Genomic DNA, 23,866 nt, shown 5'->3' with positions numbered 1-23,866 from the left:
CAGGCGTGGCGCGGCCCGTCACGCCTTGATGCGCTGCATCGCCGGATCGTAAAGCGGCCCGAGATGCAGCTGCGACGAGACCTTTTCCATCGCCACGACAAGCTCATAGCTGCCCGCCCTCAGCCAGCCCTCATCGACACCGGCGGCATTGCGCACATAGCCGTAGCCGATATTCTGTCCCAGCGTGTAGCCATAGCCGCCGCTGGTCAGATAGCCGACCGGCTCGCCATTGCGCAGGATCGTCTCGCGTCCGAGAAGGACGATCGAAGGATCGTCAACGGTGAAGCAGGCGAGCGACTTGACCAGCGGCTGGCCCTGCCTGGCAAGCAGCGCGGTTTTCCCGACGAAATCGACATCCTTCTTCAGCTTCACCGCCCAGCCGAGGCCTGCCTCGAAGGGCGTGTCGTTCGGCGTGATGTCGGAGCCCCAGGCGCGATAGCCCTTTTCCAGACGCAGCGATTCGATGGCGCGATAGCCGGTCGGGCGGATGCCATGCGGCTTGCCGGCCACCATCAGTGCGTCGAAGACATCGCCCGTGGCTGCGATCGGCACATGAAGTTCCCAGCCGAGTTCGCCGACATAGGTGACGCGCAGCGCCCGCACCACATGCCCGGCAATCACGATCTCCCGGACATGGCCGAAGGGGAAGGCAGCGTTTCCGACATCGGCATCGGTCACCTTGGCGAGCACATCGCGGGCCCTCGGCCCCATCAGCGACAGCGTGCCGAAATCCTCTGTCACATCGGTAAAGGTCACGCGGCTCCCCTTCGGCAGATGGTCCTCGATCCAGCCGTAATCATGCGTGCGGAAGCCGGTGCCGGTGACAATGTAGAACCTGTCATCCGAAAGCAGCGCCACCGTCAGATCGGCCTCGATGCCGCCACGCGTATTGAGAAGCTGGGTATAAGTCAGCCGCCCGGCGGGCTTGGCCACATCATTGGCGCAGATCCAGTCGAGCGCACGGCCCGCATCCGGTCCCGAAAGCTCGAACTTGGCAAAGGAGGACTGGTCGAACACGCCAACCGCCTCGCGCACATGCTTGTGCTCCTCACCGACCGAATCGAACCAGTTCTGCCGCCCCATGGAATAGACATCGTGGCCCTCGCGCCCCTCGCCCGCAAACCAGTTCGGCCGCTCCCAGCCGAGCTTGGAGCCGAACACCGCACCGTGTGTCTTCAAGCGCTCATAAAGCGGCGATACGAGACGCGGGCGGCCGCTCTCATATTCTTCATGCGGAAAGGCCACCGTGTAATGCTTGCCATAGGCCTCCAGCGTGCGGTCGCAGACCCATTGCCGGTCGCGGTGAAGGCTCGAGAAGCGGCGGATATCGACCACCCAGAGATCGAGCGGCGCTTCGCCATCGACCACCCATTGCGCCAGCACCCAGCCGGCCCCGCCGCCCGAGGCGATGCCGAAGGCGTTGAAGCCCGCGCCGACGAACATGTTCTTGCATTCGGGTGCCGCGCCCAGAATGAAGTTGCCATCGGGCGTGAAGCTTTCCGGCCCGTTGATCATCTGCTTGACGCCGACCGTCTCCAGTGCCGGCACGCGCTCGATCGCCTGCACCATATGCTGCTCGAAATGGTCGAAATCATCATCGAACAGGCGGAAGGCCCAGTCGTTCGGCACATCGCCAGTGGTCCAGGCCTGCGGGTTCGGCTCATAGCCGCCCATGACGAGACCGCCGACCTCCTCCTTGAAATAGGTGCGCCGGTCCGGATCGCGGATCGTCGGCGCATCAAGCGCCAGACCCGGCACCTTTTCCGTGATGATATATTGATGCTTGACCGGCTGGAGCGGCACGTTGATGCCCGCCATCGCGCCCACCTGCCGCGCCCATTGGCCGGCGCAGTTGACGACCTTCTCGCATCGGATATCGCCCTGATCCGTCTTCACGGCGGTGATCACACCATCCTTGATATCAAAGCCGGTGACGCGGACGTTTTCAAAGAGCTTCGCCCCATGCATGCGCGCACCGCGGGCGAGCGACTGCGTGATATCGGAAGGGCTCGCCTGCCCGTCAGTCGGCAGCCAGCTGGCGCCAATCAGATCGCTCGTCTCCATCAGCGGCCACATCTTCTTCACCTCCTCCGGCGAGATCAGATGCATGTCCATGCCGAAGCTCTTCGCCGTCGTCGCGGTGCGCTTGAACTCGGTCCAGCGGTCCTCGTTGGTCGCAAGCCGCAGGCAGCCGGTCATCTTCCAGCCGGTCGCCAGCCCCGTCTCGGCCTCCAGCCCCTTGTAGAGCTCGACCGAATATTTGAGCACGCGGGTGATCGAGGCGGACGAGCGCAGTTGCCCGACGAGACCGGCGGCATGCCAGGTCGAACCGGAGGTCAGCCCGCCCATTTCGAGGAGAACCACATCCGCCTTGTGGTCTTTCGCCAGATGATAGGCCGTCGAGCAGCCGATGATGCCGCCGCCAATGATGACGATCTGGGCGTGAGAAGGAAGCGACATGATCAAAGCTTTCCGTAGGTTGACTGGTGTTGTTGAATCGCGACCTCAAGCCGCGCGAGATTGTCGTCCGTGTAGCTCTCGTAATCCGCGCCCGGCGCGGAGAGATGGAGTTCGGACACCATGCTCCACATGGCCTCGCGCAGCAGCGAGGCGCATTGCATAGCCGAATGCGAGCGACGGATGTCCAGCGACGGACGCGCGCCGAAATAGGCTGCCAGGAAGTCATCCGCCTCCTCCGCCGAGAAGCCGGCATTGGAGGTGGCGCCGGCCAGATCGAACATCGCCGTGGAGAAACCCGCATATTCGAAATCGATGAGCCAGAGACGCTCGCCGTCATCGAGAATATTGGCGGGCAGAAGGTCGTTATGGCCAAAGACGATCGGCAGCGGCGTCTGGATCGCCTCCAGCGCCCTCCCGATTTCGAGATAGCGCTGCAATTCGCCGGCAAGCCGGCTGCCGCCCGCTTCTAGCGTTCGCGCATAGTCGCGGATGACATGGAACGGCCAGAACATGAAGCCGGGGCCGGATACATGCCTGGGCATGGCATCGTGGAAACGTCGCAGGAGTGCGGCCACCCGCGTGGCATTCGCCTGCACATCATCGGCCGCAAAGGTGCGCGCCAGAAGGAAGGCCGAGACCATCACGCCCGGGGCGGAATGCTCGACCTTCGGCCCGAAGCCGGCCGCATGGGCCGCCCGCGCCGTCATCACCTCGCGGTCGCGAAGCACATGATGAAACGGATAATCCTTGCCGAAGCGCACGACATGGCGGCCGGCGGCATCGCTGACCAGATAGCTTTCATTGGAAATTCCGCCCTTCAGCGGCTCGATCTCGATCCGCCCGGCCCAACAGCCGAGCTTTACGATCTTCTCTTCAACGCCTGCCTGCTGCACCAGCGCCTCCAGTTCTGACGAGACCGGTTCCCTTATTGATTTGCCATCTCTCGTCTTGCCCCAAGTTCAAACGGTATCGCGGCGCGAGTCAATCGGATTTGTGGTTTTATGTGTTATTTTGCCCGATTGTGACCGATCATCTCTTCGCATGATTGCGGCCATGCCCGGTTTCGACTAGATTGAGGCGCAATTCACAACCGCACGGACCCGCATGCTGGCTTCGAAACGACATGGCGAGATCTTGAAACTGCTGGAGATCGACGGTTCCATGGCCGTCTCGGATCTCGCCGAACGCCTCGGCGTGTCACTCGAAACGATCCGCCGCGATATCAAGCCGCTGGCCGAAAGCGGCGCTGTGTTGCGCATGCATGGCGCAGTGGCGCTGCCTTCGGCGCTTGGCGAAGCTCCGTTTGAAAAGCGCATGCGCGAGATGAGCGCTGCCAAGAAGAAGATCGCCGAAAGTGTGGCCCGCACAATTGCCGATGGCGAAAGCCTGATGCTCGATACGGGGACGACGACGAGCTTTCTCGCCCGCGAACTTCTCGGCCACCGGCGGCTGACGGTGATCACCAATTCTTCCGACATCGCCCGCGTTCTGGCGAGCGTCAACGGCAACCGCGTCTATATGGCGGGCGGCGAAATCCGGCCGGACAGCGGCGCAGTCTTCGGCCTTTCGGCCAGCGAGTTCATCACCCGCTTCTCCGTCGACCATGCCATCATCTCGGCGGGCGCGGTCGATCCGACCGGCATTCTCGACTATGCGCTGGATGAGGCCGAGTTTGCCCGCACGGTCCTCTCGCGCGGCCGGCGCAAGCTCGCCGTCACCGACAGTTCGAAATTCACCCGCGCCGGTCTCGTCCATGTCTGCGGCTTCGCCGACCTGACGGACATCGTCACGGAAGCCGCCCCGCCTGTTAACATCGCCGATGCGATCAGGGCGGCAGACGCCCGGCTCACCGTCGCCAGTTAGGCCGGCTCGAAGGCAACCACGACGATGCGTGGCCGCAGGCAATAGACAAGCTGCACGCATCGCCCAGCTCGCGTCCGCCCCTCGCCACGCGTGAAATCGATGGCCACATCCTCAAAGCCGAGGATGATCTGGTCGCGCAGAAAGACCGCCTTGTAGACGGCCTCCTTGGCAGCGAAGAGCAGACGGTTGGCGAGATGTTCATCAACACCATCCAGCACGTCGCCCGCAGTCCGGACGATCTGCGCGACCTCCTGTGCCAGCGGCTCCGCCGGTTCGACATCGATGCCGAGGCCAGCAAACGTTGCGGCAGAGGCTATGGTCGCCACGGCCATGTCGTCGTCGTGCGCCAGCGACCCGATCAAGCCCCGAGGCCAGACGGGTGCACCGCCGGCAGCTTTCAGGATCGGCGTTCCGGCAAGGCCCACCTCCGCCAGCAGTTCGCGGGCAGCATGTCGCGCAGCACCGCTGGCGTCGCGCATATGGTCTTTCCGGAAGGGAATGGTGGCTGCCTCCTCGGGCAGGAGCAGGGCCCGGTCACCGGGCCTGATCGCACGGCAGGCAAGGCGGATGGCGGGAGGAAGAAGAGGCGCCAGCGCGTCGCGCAGTGGGCGCCCGGCCATCGTCCGATCCTCCGCGCCGCCGGTCCCGGTCATGGACGTCCGACGTGATTTCGCCCCGGCGCGGGATCTTTGCGCGGATCGCGTGCCGCGATCATCTCGCCATCCTCGTCGAGCCCTTCCTCGACGAAGCCCGCCTTTGCATAAAGGCTGCGCGCCGCCTCGTTTTCGGGCTCGTAACAGATGGAAATTCGCGTGGCGTTTCCAAGCGCTGCAATTTCGGAAAGGAAGGCCTGCAGCCCGGCGCGGCCATAGCCCCGCCCCTGCTGCGACGCATCGATCATGAAGCGATAGAGCCGGACGTCATCGCGATCGGAGGCGTCATACATGAGGAAGCCGACGAGCGTATCGCCGGCCATGATGGCGCGGGGCGACGCGCCCGGATCCTCATCCGCCTCGGCGAGCGAAGCGGCATTGTCGGCCACGAAATGCGCCTGCGCGGTTTCAACCCGCAGCGCCGCGATCGCGGCGCGACCCTGCGCCGTGACCGGAACGAGACGGATGTCTGGCGAATGCCCCCCCGCGCCCGTCATGACGATCAGCCCTTGGTGCGCGCGGCACCCTCCTTGATCGGCGTGATGACGCTGTAGAGCTTGGCCGGGTTGCCACGCCAGATCGTGTTCGGCTCCAGCGCCTCGCCCTTCATGACGAAGCTGTCGGTGTCGGCAATCGAGCCCTCACCCATGACGACGCCATAGTGCACGAAGGCAGCCGGGCCGAGCGTGCAGCCCTTGCCGATGCGGATGTAATCCGACTTGAACGCGCCTTCTTCGAGCGAATGCGCCTGGATGACGCAGCCTTCGTTCAGCGTCGCGTCATCGCCGATATGAACCAGCGAACGTTCGGTCAGGTTGCTGCCGCCGTCATAGACGCGCTTGCCGACCTTGACGCCGAGCGCGCGCAGGATGAGCGGGCGGAACGGGGTGCCGGCAAAGAGATACATGATCGGCGAGTCCGACAGTTTCCAGTGGCGCTCATGCCGCCAGAAGCGCTCTTCGTAGATCGTCGTGGTCATCGGCTTGAGCTTGCCGAAGCCAAGGCTCGCCCGCTCGATGAGGATGTACATGATGATTTCGAAGGTCGTGACGATGACAGTCGCGATGAAGAGACCGGTGCCGCCCCATTCGGTATAGTAGTTGAGCGCGCGATCCCACACGGCAAGCGCGATGAACAGCGCCAGGAACTGTGCGCCGAGGAAGAGCACGGCGGTCCAGAAATTGTACCGGTTCTTGCGCGGCAGCTGGGCGCGGCGTTCCTCGTCGGTCACGCCCTGGATGAGGTCGAGGTCGCGCTTGACCATGCGCGGGATTTCGAACGGCGGCGAGCCGAGAAGACCGATATTCTCGCGAACCGGGCCTTCGATCGGCACCATCACCTTCGTGCCGAGGAGACAGTTGTTCCCCGTCTTGCCATCCGGCGGATAATAGATGTTGTTGCCGAAGTAGTTGTCGTCGCCGATCCGCGTCGGTGAGAGACTGAAGGACGATGCCGACTTGTGGACATTGATCATGTAGAGACCGTCGGACACCATGGTCCGGCTGCCGAGATCGCACATGAAGGGGTTGTCGTGCTGGGTGTTGGTGCCGAAATTCGACCCCGTCTGGACAACGTTGTTGAGGTTCCAGCCGACCGCGCGGATGTAGTGCACAACGGCCGAACTGTCGCCGAAAAGCAGGTTCATCAGGCGCGAGTTGCTGACCGTTTCCGTCACCGACTGCATGAAATAATGCACGCCGTAGAGCGAATAGGTCTTGCCCGGTTCCAGGAAGCGACGGAAGAGCCGCGGCACGCCGATGGCCAGCAGGAGCGCGAAGGCAAAGCCGCCCAGTTCGGCGACTAATGCACCGATGGCAACCAGACCGATCGTTTCCTGATAGCCGTCACCGACATTTTCCCAATAGGTCTGAATGATAAGCGGCAGCGGGGTCAGAACCGTGAACAGGAAGATGAGCTGCACGGCTTCGTAGATGATGCGGCGGGCGCGCGAGAGCGTCACGCCGCGGACCTTCGAGTAGTCGGCATTCGACTTCACCGCCGGCGAGCCGTGCCAGTGTTCGCCATCCGGAATGACCTGGCCGCGCTGCAGCGACGAGCCATGGCCGAGCTGCGAGCCGTCGCCCATCTTGGTGTCGATATCGAGCGCGCTGCCGACGCCGACAAAGGCGTCGCGACCGATGGTAATGCGGCCGGTGTGGATATAGCCGGCTTCGGCGCGGAAACCGGGGATCAGCGTTTCCTTGCGCAGGATCGTGTTCTCGCCGATCGAGATCAGGTCGGTGCAGACCGGAACCGACTTGCTTTCGATGGCCGTGCTCGAGCCGAGCTTGGCGCCCAGAAGCTTGAGATAAAGGCTATAGAGCGGGCTTCCGCGGAAGAGCACGACCGGGGCCGTGCGGATCAGGGTCTTGACCACCCAGAAACGATAATAGCGCCAGCTCCAGATCGGGAAGATTTCTTCCTTCCAGCGTCCGACGAGGATCCACTTGGCGGCGACCGAGAAGCCGGTCATGGCAAAGAAGACGGCACCTGACAGGATGACGCAGCGGATATAGAGCGCGAACGGCTCGTCCAGCTTCTCGTAGAGCCACATCAGGCCATAATTGAAGAGCCAGAGGCCGACATAGGTGTAGACGCCATAGAAGGCGAGCTGCGCAGCGCCCGTCGCCCAGTAGGCGAAGTTGGAGGCGCGGTGCTGCAGGACAATTTCTTCCGGCACCGGCTCGGTGCCGGTTTCGCTGCCGAAGTGCTTGATCAGCTGGCCGATGCTCGGATTGGCATAGATGTCGCGCATCGAGGTCGCGGCCCATTCCTTGCGGGTGCGAACGCGCGAGCAGAAATGCGCCAGGAGGAGAGAGTTGGCGCCGAGATCGTCGAAGAAATTGTCCTCGACATAGACCTCGTCAGCCTTCAGCACGTCAGCAAGAGCTGCCGCCAGGAAGCGTTCATCGTCCGTCGACGGCAGGAATTTCGAGCGGTTGTCGGAGACGCGGCCCATCGTCGGCTTCGGCAGCCGGCGGGTGTCAATCTTGTCCGACACCGTCATCGGCAGCGCGTCGAGCTGCTCAAGGAAGGTCGGAACCATGTAGTCCGGCAGGCGGCGCTTCAGATCGCGCGACAGCGTGAGGCGGTCAAGCTCGCCCACACCCGACTTCAGGGCATAGTAGCCGACGAGTTCGACGCGGCCCGGCTGGACCTCGAACGTGGTGACGGCAGCCTGTGCGATCTGCGGCTGGTCGAGCAGGATCGCCTCGATTTCGCCCGTCTCGATGCGGTAACCGCGGATCTTCACCTGCGTGTCGATACGACCGTGATATTCCACATCGCCATCGGCATTGATGACGCAGAGGTCACCCGTGCGGTAGATGCGGTGCGAGGGGTTGTTCGGCAGGTCGAGGAAGTCGTTGATGAACTTCTCTTCGTTCAGTTCCGGCCGGTTGAGATAGCCGACGGCGACACCGATCCCGGCAATGCCAAGCTCGCCCATTTCGCCGACCGGCATCAGCTCCGGCCTTTCCGGGTTGAGGATGACGACCGAATAGGTCGGCAGCGGCTTGCCGATCGTCACCGGCTTGTTCGGTGTCAGCTCGCCCATCGTGGCGGTGACGGTCGCTTCCGTCGGGCCGTAGGTGTTGAGGATCTTGCGCTTTTCGGTCGCCCAGCGGGCAACCAGGTTCTGCGGGCAGGCTTCGCCACCCACGAGAATGAGGCGCAGGCTCGGCACGTCGCTTTCCATCGACGACAAGAGCGTCGGGCTTGAAGCCATGCAGGTGATCTGATGCTCGCGCAGGAACTCGGCCAGTTCCTCGCCGACCAGCGTCATCTGGCCCGCGGCCGGGACAATCGTCGCGCCGGCGGCGAAGGGAACCCAGATTTCCTCGCTCGAGAAGTCGAAGGCGATCGTCATGCCCTGATAGACGCGGTCGCTCGGCTTGTAGCCATAGGAATGGGCGGCAACGCGCACGAAATTGCAGATGCTCTGGTGACGGATGACAACGCCCTTCGGCTTGCCCGTCGTGCCGGAGGTGTAGAGGATGTAGCAGGTATCGTCCGTCGAGGTCGCGACTTCGAAGGCGGACAGCGGCGAGCCGTCCTTCGCGTCCACTTCGTCGCCGGCGCGGTCGATCAGCAGGTTGTCGATCGAAAGCTGGCTGGCCTTTTCGAGATATCCCTCGATGGTCAGCACGAGGCGGATGCCGGCGTCCTCGATGATCAGCGACATGCGTTCCGGCGGGAAGGCGGTCGCCAGCGGCACGAAGGCGGCACCGGCCTTCATGACGGCAAGAACGGCGATATAGGTTTCAGCGGAACGGTCGAGCAGCAGCGCCACCCGGTCGCCGGCGCGCACGCCCTTATCGATCAGCACCCTCGCCAGCTGGTTGGCGCGGCGGTCCATTTCGGCATAGGTCCAGACGCGGCCGGACGAGATGACGGCGGGGTGCGAAGCGGAGCTTTCGGCGCGCTGGGAGAAGACACGATCCAGGCGCTCGCCCGGGCGCCCCTCATCGGCGAAGTTGTCACCGAGCAGAACCTGCCGGTCTCCAAGCCACCCACGCTCGTTCTTTTCAGCGTTTGATCGGGTTGCCGACGTCATGGCGCATAACTCCAAAAGGCATGTGTAAGCCAATAGATCCTCTGCACACATGGGCAGCAGCCCCGGCGCATGGCGATCGTCAATCTTGTGATAATCGGCGTTGCATTACTCCGATTTCAAAGGCATGCAAGCAAAATCAGCGCCTGAAAGGCTTGTGTGACAAAACCTTCACCTTCCCGACTCGCCGGTTTCTCCCCATTGGTCAAACAATGACAATGGGGCGACAGTCCGGCAGAGCGCATACAATCGACCGAACTTTTTCAAGACAATCGGTTTTCGGCGCTTTTCAGGTCCACAACGGCAAAGGCCGAGGCGCAGATGCGCCCCGGCCTCCGGTCCGCCGCCGGTCGGCCCCTTGAAACCGGGACCGCTCAAGAGCGAAAGTTCGCTTACTTCTTCTGCCAGCTCTTCACCAGTTCGTCATAGTTGACGGTGATCGGCTTTTCCTTCTCGTTGGCAACCTTCAACTGCGGCGCCAGGTTGCCCTTGGAGACGGCATCCTTGTTCCAGTAGTTGATGTCATGCTGCTCGGCGAGCTTCGGGCCGATATCGCCCTGCACGCCGGACTTCTCGATGCGGGCCATGACCTTTTCCTGCTCTGCGCAGAGCGAGTCCATGGCCGCCTGCGCGGTCTTGGCGCCCGATGCCGCATCTCCGATCGCCTGCCACCACAGCTGGGCCAGCTTCGGATAGTCCGGAACGTTCGTGCCCGTCGGCGACCACTGGACGCGGGCCGGCGAACGATAGAACTCGACCAGACCGCCGAGCTTCGGCGCACGCTCCGTGAACGACTTGTCCTGGATGGTCGACTCGCGGGTGAAGGTGAGGCCGACATGGCTCTTCTTCACGTCCACGGTCTTCGAGGTCACGAACTGCGCATAGAGCCATGCGGCCTTGGCACGGTCGAGAGGCGTCGACTTCATCAGCGTCCAGGAACCCACGTCCTGATAGCCGAGTTTCATGCCTTCCTTCCAGTAAACGCCATGCGGGCTGGGGGCCATGCGCCACTTCGGCAGGCCATCGGCACCGACGACCGGCAGGCCGTCCTTGACCATGTCGGCGGTGAAGGCGGTGTACCAGAAGATCTGCTGGGCAATGGCCCCCTGTGCCGGCACGGGGCCGGATTCGGAGAAGGTCATGCCCTGCGCTTCCGCCGGAGCATAGGCCTTCAGCCAGTCGAGATACTTCTGGATCGAGTAGACGCCGGCAGGGCCGTTGGTGTCGCCACCGCGTGCCACGCAGGAGCCGACCGGCTGGGACTTCTCGTTGACCTTGATGCCCCATTCGTCGACCGGCAGACCGTTCGGCAGGCCCTTGTCGCCGTTGCCGGCCATGGAGAGCCAGGCGTCGGTGAAGCGCCACCCGAGCGACGGGTCCTTCTTGCCGTAGTCCATGTGGCCATAGACCTTCTTGCCGTCGATCTCGCGGCCGGTGAAGAAGGCGGCGATGTCCTCATAGGCAGACCAGTTGACCGGAACGCCGAGCTCATAGCCATACTTGGCCTTGAAGTCGGCCTTGTTCTTGGCATCGTTGAACCAGTCGTACCGGAACCAGTAGAGGTTGGCGAACTGCTGGTCGGGAAGCTGGTAGAGCTTCTTGTCCGGCGCCGTCGTGAACGACGTGCCGATGAAGTCCTTCAGGTCGAGACCCGGGTTCGTGACGTCCTTGCCCTCGCCGGCCATGAAGTCGGTGAGGTTGCGGACCTGCTGATAGCGCCAGTGGGTGCCGATAAGGTCACTGTCGTTGACCCAGCCGTCATAGAGGTTCTGCCCCGTCTGCATCTGGGTCTGGATCTTTTCGACGACGTCACCTTCCTGGATGATGTCGTGGGTGACCTTGATGCCGGTGATCTTGGTGAACCAAGGAGCCAGCGTCTTGGACTCGTAGGCATGCGTTGTCAGGGATTCGGAGACGACGCGGATTTCCATGCCGGCGAACGGCTTGGCGGCGTCGATGAACCATTGCAGTTCCTTTTCCTGGTCGGCGCGCGACAGCGACGACAGGTCCTTGATTTCGCCGTCAAGGAACTGTTTGGCCTCGTCCATGCCCGCGAAGGCCTGTCCGCCCAGCGCCATCAGCGCCAGTGCCGTTGTTGTCAGAAGTTGCTTTCGCATAATTACCCTCCCATAGGTCAGCGATTGCTTGATGTCTCGCGACGACGGCCCCTCCTGGCCGCCGGCACATTTCCTGGTATTCGGCGTGTTCACGCCGCAGCGCATGACCTCACACGAACAGGAAGACGCAGATCGCGTAACCTAACGAGAGGAGTAGCGCCCACCACAGGCTTGCGTCCATCAGACCAAGCCATGCGATATGGATGAAGGCTGCACCGAGCAGCGAAATGAAGAGACGGTCGCCCCGCGTCGTCTCGAAGCGCAGGATGCCGACGCGCGGATTGCCGCCCGGCGAGACATATTCCCAGACGCCCATGCAGACGAGAAGGAACAGGATGCCGAGAAAGAAACCGGCGGTCGGCCATGTCCAGGCCATCCAGGTAAAGTCGAGATGCATCGCTTACACCCTCCCCAGTGCAAAGCCCTTGGCGATGTAGTTGCGGACGAAATAGATGACGAGCGCACCCGGAACGAGGGTGAGCACGCCGGCAGCCGCCAGCAGCCCCCAGTCCATCCCCGCCGCAGACACCGTCCGGGTCATGGTCGCCGCAATCGGCTTGGCATCCGTCGTCGTCAGCGTGCGGGCAATCAGCAGCTCCACCCACGAGAACATGAAGCAGAAGAACGCGGCCACCCCGACGCCCGAGGCAATGAGCGGCATGAAGATCTTGAAGAAGAAGCGCGGGAACGAATAGCCGTCGATATAGGCCGTCTCGTCGATCTCCTTCGGCACGCCCGACATGAAGCCTTCGAGGATCCAGACCGCCAGCGGCACGTTGAAGAGGCAGTGCGCCAGCGCCACGGCAATATGCGTATCGATGAGGCCAAAGGCCGAGTAGAGCTGGAAGAAGGGCAGTGCAAAGACGGCCGGCGGCGCCATGCGGTTGGTGAGCAGCCAGAAGAACAGGTGCTTGTCGCCGAGGAACCGGTAACGCGAGAAGGCGTAGGCCGCAGGCAGTGCGACGGCAACTGAAATGATCGTGTTCTGAACCACATAGATGATCGAGTTGATATATCCCGAATACCAGGCGCTATCGGTGAAGATCGTCTTGTAGTTCGCCAGCGTCGGCGCATGAGGATAGATCGTCATCGTCGAGATGATCTCCTCATTCGTCTTGAAGCTCATGTTGACCAGCCAGTAGATCGGCAGAAGCAGGAAGACGATGTAGAGCGTCGGCACGAGGAAGGAGAGACGTGCGGCGGTGGATGTGTTGGACGTGCTCATCTTGGCCCTCCCCCTCAGTTCTGTGCGTCGCTTGCGGTCATCACGGTGTAGAAGATCCATGACAACAGCAGGATGATCAGGAAGTAGACGATCGACATCGCCGCCGCCGGACCAAGGTCGAACTGGCCGAGCGCCATCTTCACCAGATCGATGGAGAGGAACGTCGTCGAGTTGCCGGGACCGCCGCCGGTAACGACGAAGGGCTCGGTATAGATCATGAAACTGTCCATGAAGCGGAGCAGGATCGCGATCGTCAGCACGCGCCGCATCTTCGGCAGCTGGATGTAGCGGAAGACCGCCAGCCTTGAGGCACCGTCGATCTTGGCCGCCTGATAATAGGCGTCGGGGATCGACACGAGGCTCGCATAGCAGAGCAGCACGACCAGGCTCGTCCAGTGCCAGACATCCATGATGATGACCGTGAACCAGGCATCGACCGGGTCCTGCACATAGTTGTAGTCGAAGCCGAGCGAATTGGCGACATAACCGAAGAGGCCGATGTCGGTGCGCCCGAAGATCTGCCAGATCGTGCCGACCACGTTCCACGGAATGAGAAGCGGCAGCGCCATCAGCACGAGGCAGACCGACACCCAGACACCCTTCTTCGGCATGTTCAGCGCAATCAGGATACCAAGCGGGATCTCCAGGGCCAGGATGACGCCGGAGAAGATGAGGTTGCGGCTGAGCGAGTCCCAGAAGCGCTGCGAGCGCAGGAGCTCCGAGAACCATTGCGTGCCGTTCCAGAAGAACTCGTTGTTGCCGAACGTGTCCTGAACCGAATAGTTGACCACCGTCATCAGCGGGATCACGGCCGAGAAGGCGACCAGCACCAGAACCGGCAGCACCATGAACCAGGCCTTGTTGTTCCAGGTCTTTTCCATGATCAGGCCTCCATCCCTACGCGCCAGGAATTGGCATAGATGCCGATGGCCGACGGCTCGAAGCGCGCGCCCGCGTCCGTCGGGATTTCCTGGTCCTCGTCCAGAACGACCGAGAGCGGATGCCCCGCAAACCGTGCCCTGACGATCTTCTGGCGGCCGATGTCCTCCACCTTGTCGATGGTGATCGGCATGCCGCCGCGTTCCAGCCGGACGAATTCCGGGCGGATGCCGAGCTCGATGCGGCCTTCTGCGCCGACCTTCGGCGTTCCGGCGAGTGCAATCTCCTGCCCGCCGATCACGGCCGTGCGGCCCTGAAGCTGCGCCGGCATGACATTCATGCCCGGCGAGCCGATGAAATAGCCGACGAAGGTGTGGCTGGGCGTCTCGAAGAGTTCCGTCGGCGTGCCGATCTGCACGATCTCGCCTTCATACATGACGACGACCCTGTCGGCGAAGGTCAGCGCTTCCGTCTGGTCATGCGTCACATAGACCATGGTGAAGCCGGAGCTGCGGTGCAGCTGCTTCAGCTGCGAGCGCAGCATCCATTTCAGATGCGGGTCGATCACCGTCAGCGGTTCGTCGAAAAGGATGGCGTTGACGTCGGCGCGGACGAGGCCGCGCGCCAGCGAGATCTTCTGCTTCTGGTCGGCCGTCAGGCCCCGCGCCCGCTGTTTCGCCATGCTCTCGAGATCGGTCATGGCGAGGATTTCGCGCACCCGCTTGTCGACCTGTGCTTCCGGAACGTTCCGGTTGCGTAAGGGGAAGGCCAGATTGTCGTAGACCGTCATCGTGTCGTAGACGACCGGGAACTGGAAGACCTGTGCGATGTTGCGCGCCTCGGTCGGAAGGTCGGTGACATCGACGCCGTTGAAGGCGATGCGGCCACCCGAGGGGCGGATGAGGCCCGAGATGATGTTGAGCAGCGTGGTCTTGCCGCAGCCGGAAGGCCCGAGCAGCGCATAGGCGCCGCCATCCTCCCATTCGTGATGCACTTCCTTCAGTGCAAAGTCGCCGCGGGCTTCAGCTTCGGGGCTGTAGGCGTGGCGGATGTGGTCGAGCGTGATGCGTGCCATGTCGTCTCTCCCTCACCCTGCCGCCAAAGCCGGCGCGCCGATCGCCCGGCCCGTTGCATCGAACGCCATCAGATGGCGCGTATCGAGATAGACCTGCATGTCGAGACCGAGCTCGAATTCATGCACGCCGCGGGCCAGCATGACCCAGCGTTCGCTGCCGAAATCGATGTGAATGAAGCTCTCGGAGCCCGCGATTTCAGAAATCGCCGTGCGCACCGAAATCGGCTGCGTGGCATGTGCCGTCGGGGTCGGAAACAGATGATGCGGCTGGAAGCCGATCGTGACAGCACCGTCGGGAATGGCAGCAAGATGCGCCGGAACGTCGACCAGAACCTTGTCACCCACCAGGAACAGACCACCGCGGCGGAAGACCCCGGCGACATTGAGCGGCGGATCGGCGAAGGTGCGGGCGGTCAACAGGTCGGCCGGGCGGCGGTAGACGTCGATTGTCCTGCCGAACTGGGTGATGCGGCCTTCGCTCAGCGTCGCCGTGTTGCCGCCAAGTAGCAGCGCTTCGGACGGTTCGGTCGTCGCATAGACGAAGATCGCACCGGACTCGGCGAAGATCTTCGGCAGTTCGTCGCGCAGTTCCTCGCGCAGCTTGTAGTCGAGATTGGCCAGCGGCTCGTCGAGCAGCACGAGGCTTGCCTTCTTGACGATGGCGCGTGCCAGCGCCGTGCGCTGCTGCTGGCCGCCCGAAAGGCTGAGCGGCGTGCGGTCGAGATAGGGCGTCAGCTTGAGAATCTCCGCAGCCTTGCGGACCTCGCGATCGATTGTCGCCGCATCCGCGCCGGAAATGCGCATCGGCGAGGCAATGTTCTCATAGACCGTGAGCAGCGGATAGTTGATGAACTGCTGGTAGACCATGGCGACATTGCGCTTCTGCACGGGAGCACCCGTGACATCGGCTCCGTCGAACAGGATCGTACCATCGGTCGGCTTATCCAGCCCGGCCATCAGTCGCATCAGCGATGTCTTGCCCGAAAGTGTCGGGCCAAGAAGCACGTTCAGCGTCCCCCGCTGAAGCGTCAGGCTTGTCGGGTGGATATGGATATCCTTCCCGACGCGCTTCGTAACATTGCGTAATTCCAGCATGTACCTCGGTCCCCTCCCTGGGCGAGATCAGCTGGCAGCCTTGACGCGGCTGCCCGCAATTCCCTCCAGATAGTGTTCAAGTGCGGCGACCTCCCCGGTCCCCAGATGCAAGCCCTGCTTGGTGCGCCGCCACAGGATGTCCTGCGCCGTATGTGCCCATTCATTGTCGACCAGGAACTGCACTTCCGCTTCGTAAAGCGTTCCTCCGAAGTGCTGCCCGAGATCGGCAATGCTGCCGGCCTTGCCAAGAATGTCCGCGGCGCGCGTGCCGTAGCAGCGCACAAGGCGCTCGGCATGACCGCGGGAAAGAAATGCATAGCGCTTCTGAAGCGCATCGGCCTCGGCGCTCGCGCTCTGGGCCGCGAAATTGCCGCCCGGCAGTGACGAGCCGGCCGTCCAGGGCTTGCCCCTGGAACCGATGGCCTCGCCGATCTTTTCAAGCGCATGTTCGGCGAGCCGCCGATAGGTGGTCAGCTTGCCGCCGAAGACGTTGAGCAGCGGCGCGGCGCCATCGGTGCCTTCGACCTTCAGCACATAGTCGCGCGTCGCTTCCTGTGCCTTCGAGGCACCGTCGTCAAAGAGCGGACGCACGCCCGAATAGGTCCAGACGATGTCTTCGCGGCGCACCGGCTCGGCGAAATATTCGCTCGCCGCATTGCAGAGATAATCGGTCTCTTCCTCGCTGATCGCCGCCTCGCGCGGATCGCCCTTGAAGTCGCGATCCGTCGTGCCGATCAGGGTGAAGTCCTGCTCGTAAGGGATTGCGAAGATGATGCGATTGTCAGGGTTCTGGAAGAAATAGGCGCGCGGATCGGAGAACTTCTTGCGCACGACGATATGGCTGCCCTGCACGAGGCGCACATTCTTCGCGTCGTTGCGGCCGACGACGCCGGCAAGCACCTTGTCGACCCAGGGACCGGCAGCATTGACCAGCATGCGGGCCTGCCAGGTCTGGCGCTCGTCGCTGTCGACATTGCGCGTCTCGATCACCCAGTGACCGGCCTCCCGGCGGGCGCTGACGACTTCCGTGCGGTTCTGGATCACAGCGCCGCGATTGGCGGCGTCGCGGGCGTTCAGCACCACCATGCGCGCATCGTCCACCCAGCCATCGGAATATTCGAAGGCCTTGGCAAACAGCGGCTTCAACGGCTTGCCCGCGGGGTCGCGGCGCAGGTCCAGCGTCTTCGTCGACGGCAGCAGCTTGCGGCCGCCGAGATGGTCGTAGATGAAGAGGCCGAGGCGAATGAGCCAGGCGGGGCGGATGCCGCCCTTCTGGAACGGCAGGACGAAGCGCATCGGCCAGATGACATGCGGCGCCATCGCCCAGAGAATTTCGCGCTCCATCAGTGCTTCGCGCACCAGGCGGAATTCGTAATATTCGAGATAGCGCAGGCCGCCGTGGATGAGCTTAGTCGAACCGGACGACGTGCCGGAGGCGAAGTCGCCCTTTTCTGCCAGCACGACGGAATAGCCACGGCCGACAGCATCGCGTGCAATGCCGCAGCCGTTAATGCCGCCGCCGATAACGAAGATGTCGTGAACCTGACCGCCTGCCATCTCAACCTCGTCTTTCGCAGCGCAACAATTTATTGCATTGGCGAAATCCATTATATAGGAAACGAAATTGAAACGAATGTCAAACGAAACTTCAGTGACGTTCGCTGTCCACAGCCCGCGTTTCGATCAGCCGGACATCGTTCTCCGCGCAGATATCGCGGATGCGGGCAATCGGACAGTGATCGGTGATGAACGTGTTGATCTGCGAGATATGGCCGATGCGCACGGGTGCGGTCCGTTCGAACTTGGCCGAATCGGTGACGAGGATCACATGCCGCGCATTGGCGATGATCGCCTGCGCGACCTTCACTTCACGATAGTCGAAGTCGAGCAGCGCGCCGTCCTCGTCGATGGCCGAAACGCCGATGACGGCGAAATCGACCTTGAACTGGCGGATGAAGTCGACCGCCGCCTCGCCGACGATCCCGCCATCCGAGCCGCGCACGACGCCGCCCGCAATCACCACCTCGATCGCAGGATAGACCCGCAAACGATTGGCAACATTGATGTTGTTGGTGATCACCATCAGCTCGTGATGATCGCTCAGCGCCTCGCCAACGGCCTCCGTCGTCGTGCCGATATTGATGAACAGCGAGGCGTTGTCGGGGATGAGGGCTGCCGCCGCGCGCCCGATATCCTGCTTCTCGGCCGCTGCCATCGCACGGCGTGATTCGTACTTCAGGTTTTCGGTGCCGCTCGGGAAGAGCGCACCGCCATGGATGCGGGTCAGCACCCTTGCGTCGCAAAGGTCGTTCAGATCCTTGCGGATCGTCTGCGGCGTGACGGAGAAGAGAGCGGCGAGTTCCTCGACATAGATCCGCCCCTTCGACTTGGCGAGGGCCACGATCTCATCCTGTCGTGCCGAAAATATCATGCCCACGCCCTCCCCTTTCGTTTTGCTTCAGATTACAGATTTTCGAACGCAATTCAAAGCATCTTGAATTTTGCACGAAGAGGCCGCGACGCTCGAAGGAACGTCGCGGCCCTTGTCTGTTTCGCGGCGAGGGATCAGGCCTGTTCGGGCTTCGGCTCGCGGATGCGGAAGGCGGCGACATAGAGCGCCGGCAGGAAGAGAAGCGTCAGCGCCGTTCCGATGACGATGCCGCCGATCATCGCATAAGCCATCGGCCCCCAGAACACCTCCTCGGCAATCGGGATGAGACCAAGGCTGGCGGCAAGCGCGGTGAGCATGATCGGCCGCAGACGATGGATCGACGCATCGAGCACCGCGTCCCAGGCATTCATCCCCTCCTTGCGCAGATCCTCGATCTGCACAATCAGGATGACCGAGTTGCGGATCAGGATGCCGATCAGCGCCAGGACGCCGAGGATGGCCACGAAGCCGAGCGGCGCGCCACTGGGCAGCAGTGCCGCGACCACACCGATGAGGCCGAGCGGGGCGACCGCAATGACGAGGAAGAGCCGGCTGAAGCTCTGCAGCTGCAGCATCAGCACGGTGAACATGACCAGCAGCATCACCGGAATGACGGCAATGATCGGCTCCTGCGATTCCTGGCTGTTCTCGACCACACCGCCGGTCTTGATCTCGTAGCCGGGCGGCAGGGTCGCGGCGAACTTCTTCACCGCCGGTTCAAGGTCCTGAACCACGTTCAGCGCCTCGCGGTCGCCCTGGATGGCGGCGGAGACGGTGATCGTGGGAAGCCTGTCGCGGCGCCAGATCACCGGCTGCTCTTCGGTATATTCGAAGCGGGCAATCGACGACAGCGGGATGGAATTGCCCGTGGCATTGGGCAGCTGCAGGTTTTCCAGCGCGTCGATCGACGAGCGTTCGGTCTTGTCGGCGCGAACCATGACGTTGATGAGGTAGATCGAGTCGCGCAGCTGCGTGACCGTCATGCCTCCGACAATGCCGTTGAGCGTCGTTGCGATATCCTTCGAGCTGACACCGAGCTGGCGCGCACGGTCCTGCAGGACATCGACCTTGACGACGCGGGTCGGCTCCATCCAGTCATAGACGATCTTGGCCAGATGCGGGTCCTTGCTGAGTTCAGACTTCAGCTTCATCGCATAGTCGCGGACGCCATCGACGTCAGGACCGCTGACGCGATACTGGACCGGGCGACCGACCGGCGGCCCGAGCTCCAGCAGCTTGACGAGGCTGTCGGTGCCGGGGAAGGTCTTGTCGAGATAGTCCTGGAACTGCTTCTGCAGCTTTTCGCGCGCCGCGATGTCCTTGGTGATGACCACGATCTGCGCGAAATAGGAGGACGGCTGCTTCACGTCGAAGGTCAGAACGAAGCGCGGGGCGCCGGCGCCGATATAGCTCGACCAGTGTTCAACCCCGTCATTGCCCTTCAGCATGTCGTTCTCGAACTTGGTGACCTGGGTCGTCGTTTCCGCCATGGACGAGTTGTTCGGCAGCGACATGTCGATCACCAGCTCGGTGCGGTCCGAGGACGGGAAGAACTGCTGCTGCACGAAGGTGATGCCGTAGACGGACATCCCGAAGACGGCGAAGGTGCTGATGATGGTGATCCAGCGATTGCGCATACAGCTGGTCAGCACGCCGCGGAAGACGCGCATGGAGCGGCTTTCATGGCCCTCCTCGTGATGCTTCTTCCATTTTTCCGGCAGGATGGTCACGCCGATCAGCGGCGTGAAGAGCACGGCAACGATCCATGACACGAGCAGCGAGACGGCGATCACGACGAACATCGTGAACGTGTATTCGCCGGCCGCACTGGTGTTGAGGCCGATCGGAATGAAGCCCGACACGGTCACCAGCGTCCCTGTGAGCATCGGGAAGGCCGTGGACGTGTAGACGGCCGTTGCCGCCTTGTTGAGCGGATCGCCCGCCTCAAGCCGCGCGATCATCATCTCGACGGCAATCATCGCGTCATCGACGAGGAGGCCGAGAGCGATGATGAGCGCGCCGAGCGAGATGCGCTGCAGCGTGATGCCCGAATACTCCATCACCATGAACGTGATGGCGAGAACCAGCGGAATGGCAATCGCCACCACCACGCCGGCCCGCATGCCGAGGCTCACGAAGCTGACGGCGAGGACGATGATGATCGCTTCGAAGAGCGCCTTGGTGAAGCCGCCGACGGCTTCCTCGACGATCTTCGGCTGGTCGGCGACGAGATGGATGTCCACGCCCACCGGCAGCGTCTTCTGGATCTGGGCCAGACGGTCGTCCAGTGCCTTGCCGAAGTTCAGCAGGTTGGCGCCCGTCTTCATCCCGACCGCCAGCGCGATCGCGTTCTTGCCGTTGAAGCGGAAGACCGAGCTCGGCGGATCGACATAGGTACGCGTCACCGTCGCCACATCGCTGAGGCGGAAGAAGCGGTCATTGAGGTGGAAGTTGATGTTGCGGAGGCTGTCCTCGGAGGTGAACTGGCCCGTGACGCGTAGTGCGATGCGCTCCGGCCCGCTGTTGATGACGCCCGAAGGCGCAATTGCGTTCTGCTCCTGCAGCGCATTCAGCATCGCCTGCTGGTCGATGCCAAAGGCGGCGAGCTTGCGCGGCGAGAACTCGAGATATACGACTTCGTCCTGTGCGCCGATGATATCGACCTTGCCGATATCAGGCACGGAGAGGATGCTGGAACGGGCATCTTCGACATAGTCGCGCAGTTGACGATAGCTCAGCCCATCGCCGGTGAAGGCGTAGATATTGCCGAACACGTCGCCGAACGTATCCTGGTAGAACGGCCCCTGGACGCCCTGCGGGAAGGTCGCGGCAATGTCGTTGATCATGTTGCGGACACGGAACCAGACGCTCTGGACCTCGCGGGCCTTGGTGGTCGCGAGCAGATCGACGAAGATCGTCGCCTTGCCGGGCGTCGTCATCGATTTCGTGTAATGCAGTTCGGGAAGCTCCTGCAGCTTCTTCTCGATCCGGTCGGTGACCTGATCGGCGGTCTCGGCTGCCGTGGCACCCGGCCATTGCGCCTGGATCACCATCGTCTTGATGGTGAAGGAGGGATCCTCCTCACGACCCAGATTGACGAAGGAGAAGGCGCCGGCGATCAGCGAGACGATCATGAAATACCAGACGAGCGAACGGTGCTCGAGCGCCCAGTCGGACAGATTGAACTTTTTCATCGGGCGGCTTCCTCGACGAGCTTGACCTGCTGGCCATCCTTGAGAGCATGAATTCCGGCGACGGCGACGAGATCGCCGCCCTTGAGGCCGGACTTGACGACATAGCTGGTCTCCGGTCCTTCCGCCGCCTCGATCTGGGTCCTGACGACCTTCGAGCCGGCGCGATCGAACTTCCAGACCGTCAGCTTGCCGTCATCCGACATGACGGCCTCGGAGGGCACGAGAACGATCTCCCCGCCGGTGTTGCGGCCTGAAGCCTCGATCGTCGTTCCGATCCGGAAGACCTCCGGCGCATTGCCGAGCGAGATCTTGACGCGAACCGTGTGCGTCAGCTTGTCGGCGCTCGGCGCGATCTCGCGCACCTTGCCTTCGATCTTCTGGTCGCCCTGCAGCACGGTGGTGACATCGAAGACGTCGCCCGTGGCGATGCGTCTGACGACATCGTCGGGAACGTCGATCACCGCATCGCGCAGATCGGGACGGGCAATGGTCACGACCGGGGCGCTGGCAGCCACCGTCTCGCCGACCTCGATGTTGGAGGCGGTGACGATGCCGTCATAGTCGGCGATCAGCTGGGCATAGCCGAGCTGTTCCCGCGCCTTGGACAGCTGCGCCTGCGCGCTTTCAAGGTTGGCGTTGGCGGCGGCGAGGTTCTGGCTGGCGCTCTCGATCTGGGCCGGCGATGCGAAGCCTTCCTTGGCGAGCGCATTGGCGCGGTCATCGACCGACTGGGCATTGGCAAGCTGCGACTGGGCGCCCGTCACGCTCGCCTCGGCCGAGCGCACGCCCTCCTTCAGCTGCGCGGTGTCGAGCACGGCCAGCACATCGCCCTTGCGGACCGTGTCACCGACGGTGACGTTGCGGGCAACGATCTGCCCCGGCACGCGGAACGCCTTCTGCGTCGACACCTGCGGCTCGATCGTTCCGGGGAAGTCGAGCGGGACCTCCGGTCGCGACTGCACGACCGCAGTCAGGATCGGACGTTCTTCGGCCGGCGCCTCGGCCTTCTTTTCCTCGCAGGCCGCGAGAAGGAATGCGGCAGCAAGCGCGGCAATCCCGGTTGCGGACAATCTCATGGTTTTCATCGCGCCGCCTCCGTGTAATTGACGACAAGATCGGGGCTCAGGAAGACGCTACCCTTGATGACCACCAGATCGCCCTCCTTCAGGTCGCCCGAGACCACCATGGTCTGCCCGATATACTGCAGAAGGTTGACCTTCCGCGGCATCGCCTTCTTCGCAGCCGGATCGATCACCCACACGATCGGGGAACCGTCCTCCCGCGACAGTGCGCTATAGGGCAGCGCGAAGCCGGAGATCGGATGGCTGGTGCCCGTGCCGGCAACGGGAGCGCCGAGCGTCATGCGGGCCGGCGGATCGATGATGTCGGCCTTGATGCGAACGGTGCCGGTGCGTACATTCACGGTCGGGGAGATTTCCGTCAGCTGGACCCGCGCCTTGACGGAGGGATCGGCGACGAGGAAGATTTCCGCCTTCCTGATTTCCGTCGACGCTATCAGCGCATCGGAGACGTCGAAGACGGCCTGCTTGGCATTGCCGTTGGCGATCGTGACAGCCGCCTGCCCCGCCTGCACCACCTGCCCGATCTCGACATTCACGGCCGTGACCACGCCGTCGGACCCGGCCTTCAGTTCGGCATAGGAGAGATTGTCCTGCGCGATCTGCAACTGGCTCTGGGCGATGTTCAGCTGGGCCTTGGCCACATCGACGGACTTGGCGGACTGTTCATAGGCCGAGCGCGTGGCAAAGCCCTTGTCGAGCAGCGACTTCTGGCGGGCGAGATCGGAGGTCGCCAGATCGAACGTGGCTTTCGCCGAGGCGACGCCCGCCTCCGCAGCCGTGATATTGGCCTGGAGCTCGGCGGTGCCGATCCGCGCCAGCACCTGCCCGGCCTTGACCTCGTCGCCGGTCTGCACCAGCCGGTCGACAACCGTACCGCCGACGCGGAAGGCAAGGTCGCTGCTCTTGGCGGCAGCGACGGTTCCCGTCACGTTCAGCGGCTTCGACACCTCGGACTGATGCGCCTTCTGCACGACCACCTGCAGCCTGTATTCCGGCGTTTCCGCCGACTGTGCCTGCAGGGGCCCTATCCAGGGCGCGAGCATCAAGGCCACGCCCAGCGCGCGACATGATCGGTTTGGGAACTTCATTTCCATCAAGGGGTCTCCGGCGCGTGGGGGTCGATTCGCGTTTCGGGCATCTAAGATGAGATATATGTATGAGCGTTTACGGAAAGCACCTGAAATTGCAATAGCTGGCTGATCGCCAGACCTGGGCACTCGATATAATAAAAACTATGCAT

The 23,866-nt window shown here is 62.7% G+C and carries 17 protein-coding genes; 1 reads left to right on the top strand and 16 read right to left on the bottom strand.

All coding sequences use genetic code 11. The features are described 5' to 3' along the window. Positions 1-18: 18 nt before the first annotated feature. Entirely contained in the window at positions 19-2,460 is a 2,442-nt protein-coding gene (locus LQK84_RS10745; protein WP_230828715.1) for a GcvT family protein, read from the bottom strand. 2 nt (positions 2,461-2,462) lie between these two features. Further along, positions 2,463-3,353: a phosphotransferase gene (locus tag LQK84_RS10740; RefSeq protein WP_230828714.1), complete on the bottom strand. Its 891-nt coding sequence runs from the start codon at positions 3,351-3,353 to the stop codon at positions 2,463-2,465. A gap of 211 nt (positions 3,354-3,564) precedes the next feature. Here LQK84_RS10740 and LQK84_RS10735 point away from each other — a divergent pair, with 211 nt between their 5' ends. Next, positions 3,565-4,323, top strand: coding sequence for a DeoR/GlpR family DNA-binding transcription regulator (locus tag LQK84_RS10735; RefSeq protein WP_230828713.1), 759 nt, complete (start codon positions 3,565-3,567; stop codon positions 4,321-4,323). On the opposite strand, the gene LQK84_RS10730 is transcribed toward LQK84_RS10735, so the two are convergent. From LQK84_RS10730 to LQK84_RS10665, 14 genes are all read right to left on the bottom strand, one after another. Then, positions 4,320-4,943 carry a 4'-phosphopantetheinyl transferase family protein gene (locus tag LQK84_RS10730; RefSeq protein WP_230828712.1) on the bottom strand — a complete coding sequence of 208 codons (624 nt, stop codon included), beginning with the start codon at positions 4,941-4,943 and terminating at the stop codon, positions 4,320-4,322. The genes LQK84_RS10735 and LQK84_RS10730 overlap by 4 nt on opposite strands. A 29-nt stretch (positions 4,944-4,972) precedes the next feature. After that, positions 4,973-5,473 carry a GNAT family N-acetyltransferase gene (locus tag LQK84_RS10725; protein ID WP_230828711.1) on the bottom strand — a complete coding sequence of 167 codons (501 nt, stop codon included), beginning with the start codon at positions 5,471-5,473 and terminating at the stop codon, positions 4,973-4,975. Between the two features lie 5 nt (positions 5,474-5,478). Further along, entirely contained in the window at positions 5,479-9,531 is a 4,053-nt protein-coding gene (locus tag LQK84_RS10720; RefSeq protein ID WP_230828710.1) for a Pls/PosA family non-ribosomal peptide synthetase, read from the bottom strand. A 389-nt stretch (positions 9,532-9,920) separates the two neighbouring features. Beyond that, entirely contained in the window at positions 9,921-11,645 is a 1,725-nt protein-coding gene (locus tag LQK84_RS10715; protein WP_230828709.1) for an ABC transporter substrate-binding protein, read from the bottom strand. A 109-nt stretch (positions 11,646-11,754) separates the two neighbouring features. Continuing rightward, the gene (locus tag LQK84_RS10710; protein WP_230828708.1) at positions 11,755-12,042 is read right to left on the bottom strand and encodes a DUF2160 domain-containing protein; all 288 of its coding nucleotides are present in this window, start codon (positions 12,040-12,042) and stop codon (positions 11,755-11,757) included. A 3-nt stretch (positions 12,043-12,045) separates the two neighbouring features. Then, a complete protein-coding gene (locus LQK84_RS10705; protein ID WP_230828707.1) occupies positions 12,046-12,870 on the bottom strand; it encodes a carbohydrate ABC transporter permease in 825 nt (274 codons plus the stop codon). Positions 12,871-12,884: 14 nt separating this feature from the next. Beyond that, positions 12,885-13,751 (bottom strand): carbohydrate ABC transporter permease, encoded by an 867-nt coding sequence (locus LQK84_RS10700; protein ID WP_230828706.1) that lies wholly within the window; start codon positions 13,749-13,751, stop codon positions 12,885-12,887. Between the two features lie 2 nt (positions 13,752-13,753). Continuing rightward, the gene (locus tag LQK84_RS10695; RefSeq protein WP_230828705.1) at positions 13,754-14,824 is read right to left on the bottom strand and encodes an ABC transporter ATP-binding protein; all 1,071 of its coding nucleotides are present in this window, start codon (positions 14,822-14,824) and stop codon (positions 13,754-13,756) included. Between the two features lie 12 nt (positions 14,825-14,836). After that, positions 14,837-15,919, bottom strand: a complete 1,083-nt coding sequence (locus tag LQK84_RS10690; protein ID WP_230828704.1) for an ABC transporter ATP-binding protein — start codon at positions 15,917-15,919, stop codon at positions 14,837-14,839. Positions 15,920-15,946: 27 nt separating this feature from the next. After that, positions 15,947-17,476: a glycerol-3-phosphate dehydrogenase gene (gene glpD, locus LQK84_RS10685; protein ID WP_230828703.1), complete on the bottom strand. Its 1,530-nt coding sequence runs from the start codon at positions 17,474-17,476 to the stop codon at positions 15,947-15,949. Between the two features lie 91 nt (positions 17,477-17,567). Then, on the bottom strand, positions 17,568-18,350 hold the full coding sequence (locus LQK84_RS10680; RefSeq protein WP_230828702.1) for a DeoR/GlpR family DNA-binding transcription regulator: 783 nt from the start codon (positions 18,348-18,350) through the stop codon (positions 17,568-17,570). 134 nt (positions 18,351-18,484) lie between these two features. Then, positions 18,485-21,544 carry an efflux RND transporter permease subunit gene (locus LQK84_RS10675; RefSeq protein WP_230828701.1) on the bottom strand — a complete coding sequence of 1,020 codons (3,060 nt, stop codon included), beginning with the start codon at positions 21,542-21,544 and terminating at the stop codon, positions 18,485-18,487. Next, entirely contained in the window at positions 21,541-22,629 is a 1,089-nt protein-coding gene (locus LQK84_RS10670) for an efflux RND transporter periplasmic adaptor subunit (RefSeq protein WP_230828700.1), read from the bottom strand. Before LQK84_RS10670 ends, LQK84_RS10675 begins: the two co-directional genes overlap by 4 nt. Beyond that, positions 22,626-23,720, bottom strand: a complete 1,095-nt coding sequence (locus tag LQK84_RS10665) for an efflux RND transporter periplasmic adaptor subunit (protein WP_230828699.1) — start codon at positions 23,718-23,720, stop codon at positions 22,626-22,628. Before LQK84_RS10665 ends, LQK84_RS10670 begins: the two co-directional genes overlap by 4 nt. Positions 23,721-23,866: the final 146 nt, after the last annotated feature.

The sequence above is a fragment of the Rhizobium sp. C4 genome (genome assembly GCF_021026315.1).
GTDB lineage: Bacteria > Pseudomonadota > Alphaproteobacteria > Rhizobiales > Rhizobiaceae > Ensifer_A.
Note: the sequence above shows the minus strand (reverse complement) of the source record. Positions and strands in the feature narration are given on the sequence as shown.

Bases quoted from the DNA above. Each gene is read 5' to 3' on its own strand.
- LQK84_RS10730 (WP_230828712.1), bottom strand. From the start codon at position 4,943: ATGGCCGGGCGCCCACTGCGCGACGCGCTGGCGCCTCTTCTTCCTCCC.
- LQK84_RS10705 (WP_230828707.1), bottom strand. From the start codon at position 12,870: ATGAGCACGTCCAACACATCCACCGCCGCACGTCTCTCCTTCCTCGTG.
- LQK84_RS10745 (WP_230828715.1), bottom strand. From the start codon at position 2,460: ATGTCGCTTCCTTCTCACGCCCAGATCGTCATCATTGGCGGCGGCATC.
- LQK84_RS10670 (WP_230828700.1), bottom strand. From the start codon at position 22,629: ATGAAAACCATGAGATTGTCCGCAACCGGGATTGCCGCGCTTGCTGCC.
- LQK84_RS10675 (WP_230828701.1), bottom strand. From the start codon at position 21,544: ATGAAAAAGTTCAATCTGTCCGACTGGGCGCTCGAGCACCGTTCGCTC.
- LQK84_RS10700 (WP_230828706.1), bottom strand. From the start codon at position 13,751: ATGGAAAAGACCTGGAACAACAAGGCCTGGTTCATGGTGCTGCCGGTT.
- LQK84_RS10665 (WP_230828699.1), bottom strand. From the start codon at position 23,720: ATGGAAATGAAGTTCCCAAACCGATCATGTCGCGCGCTGGGCGTGGCC.
- LQK84_RS10715 (WP_230828709.1), bottom strand. From the start codon at position 11,645: ATGCGAAAGCAACTTCTGACAACAACGGCACTGGCGCTGATGGCGCTG.
- LQK84_RS10735 (WP_230828713.1), top strand. From the start codon at position 3,565: ATGCTGGCTTCGAAACGACATGGCGAGATCTTGAAACTGCTGGAGATC.
- LQK84_RS10680 (WP_230828702.1), bottom strand. From the start codon at position 18,350: ATGATATTTTCGGCACGACAGGATGAGATCGTGGCCCTCGCCAAGTCG.
- LQK84_RS10695 (WP_230828705.1), bottom strand. From the start codon at position 14,824: ATGGCACGCATCACGCTCGACCACATCCGCCACGCCTACAGCCCCGAA.
- LQK84_RS10710 (WP_230828708.1), bottom strand. From the start codon at position 12,042: ATGCATCTCGACTTTACCTGGATGGCCTGGACATGGCCGACCGCCGGT.
- LQK84_RS10720 (WP_230828710.1), bottom strand. From the start codon at position 9,531: ATGACGTCGGCAACCCGATCAAACGCTGAAAAGAACGAGCGTGGGTGG.
- glpD (WP_230828703.1), bottom strand. From the start codon at position 17,476: ATGGCAGGCGGTCAGGTTCACGACATCTTCGTTATCGGCGGCGGCATT.
- LQK84_RS10690 (WP_230828704.1), bottom strand. From the start codon at position 15,919: ATGCTGGAATTACGCAATGTTACGAAGCGCGTCGGGAAGGATATCCAT.
- LQK84_RS10725 (WP_230828711.1), bottom strand. From the start codon at position 5,473: ATGACGGGCGCGGGGGGGCATTCGCCAGACATCCGTCTCGTTCCGGTC.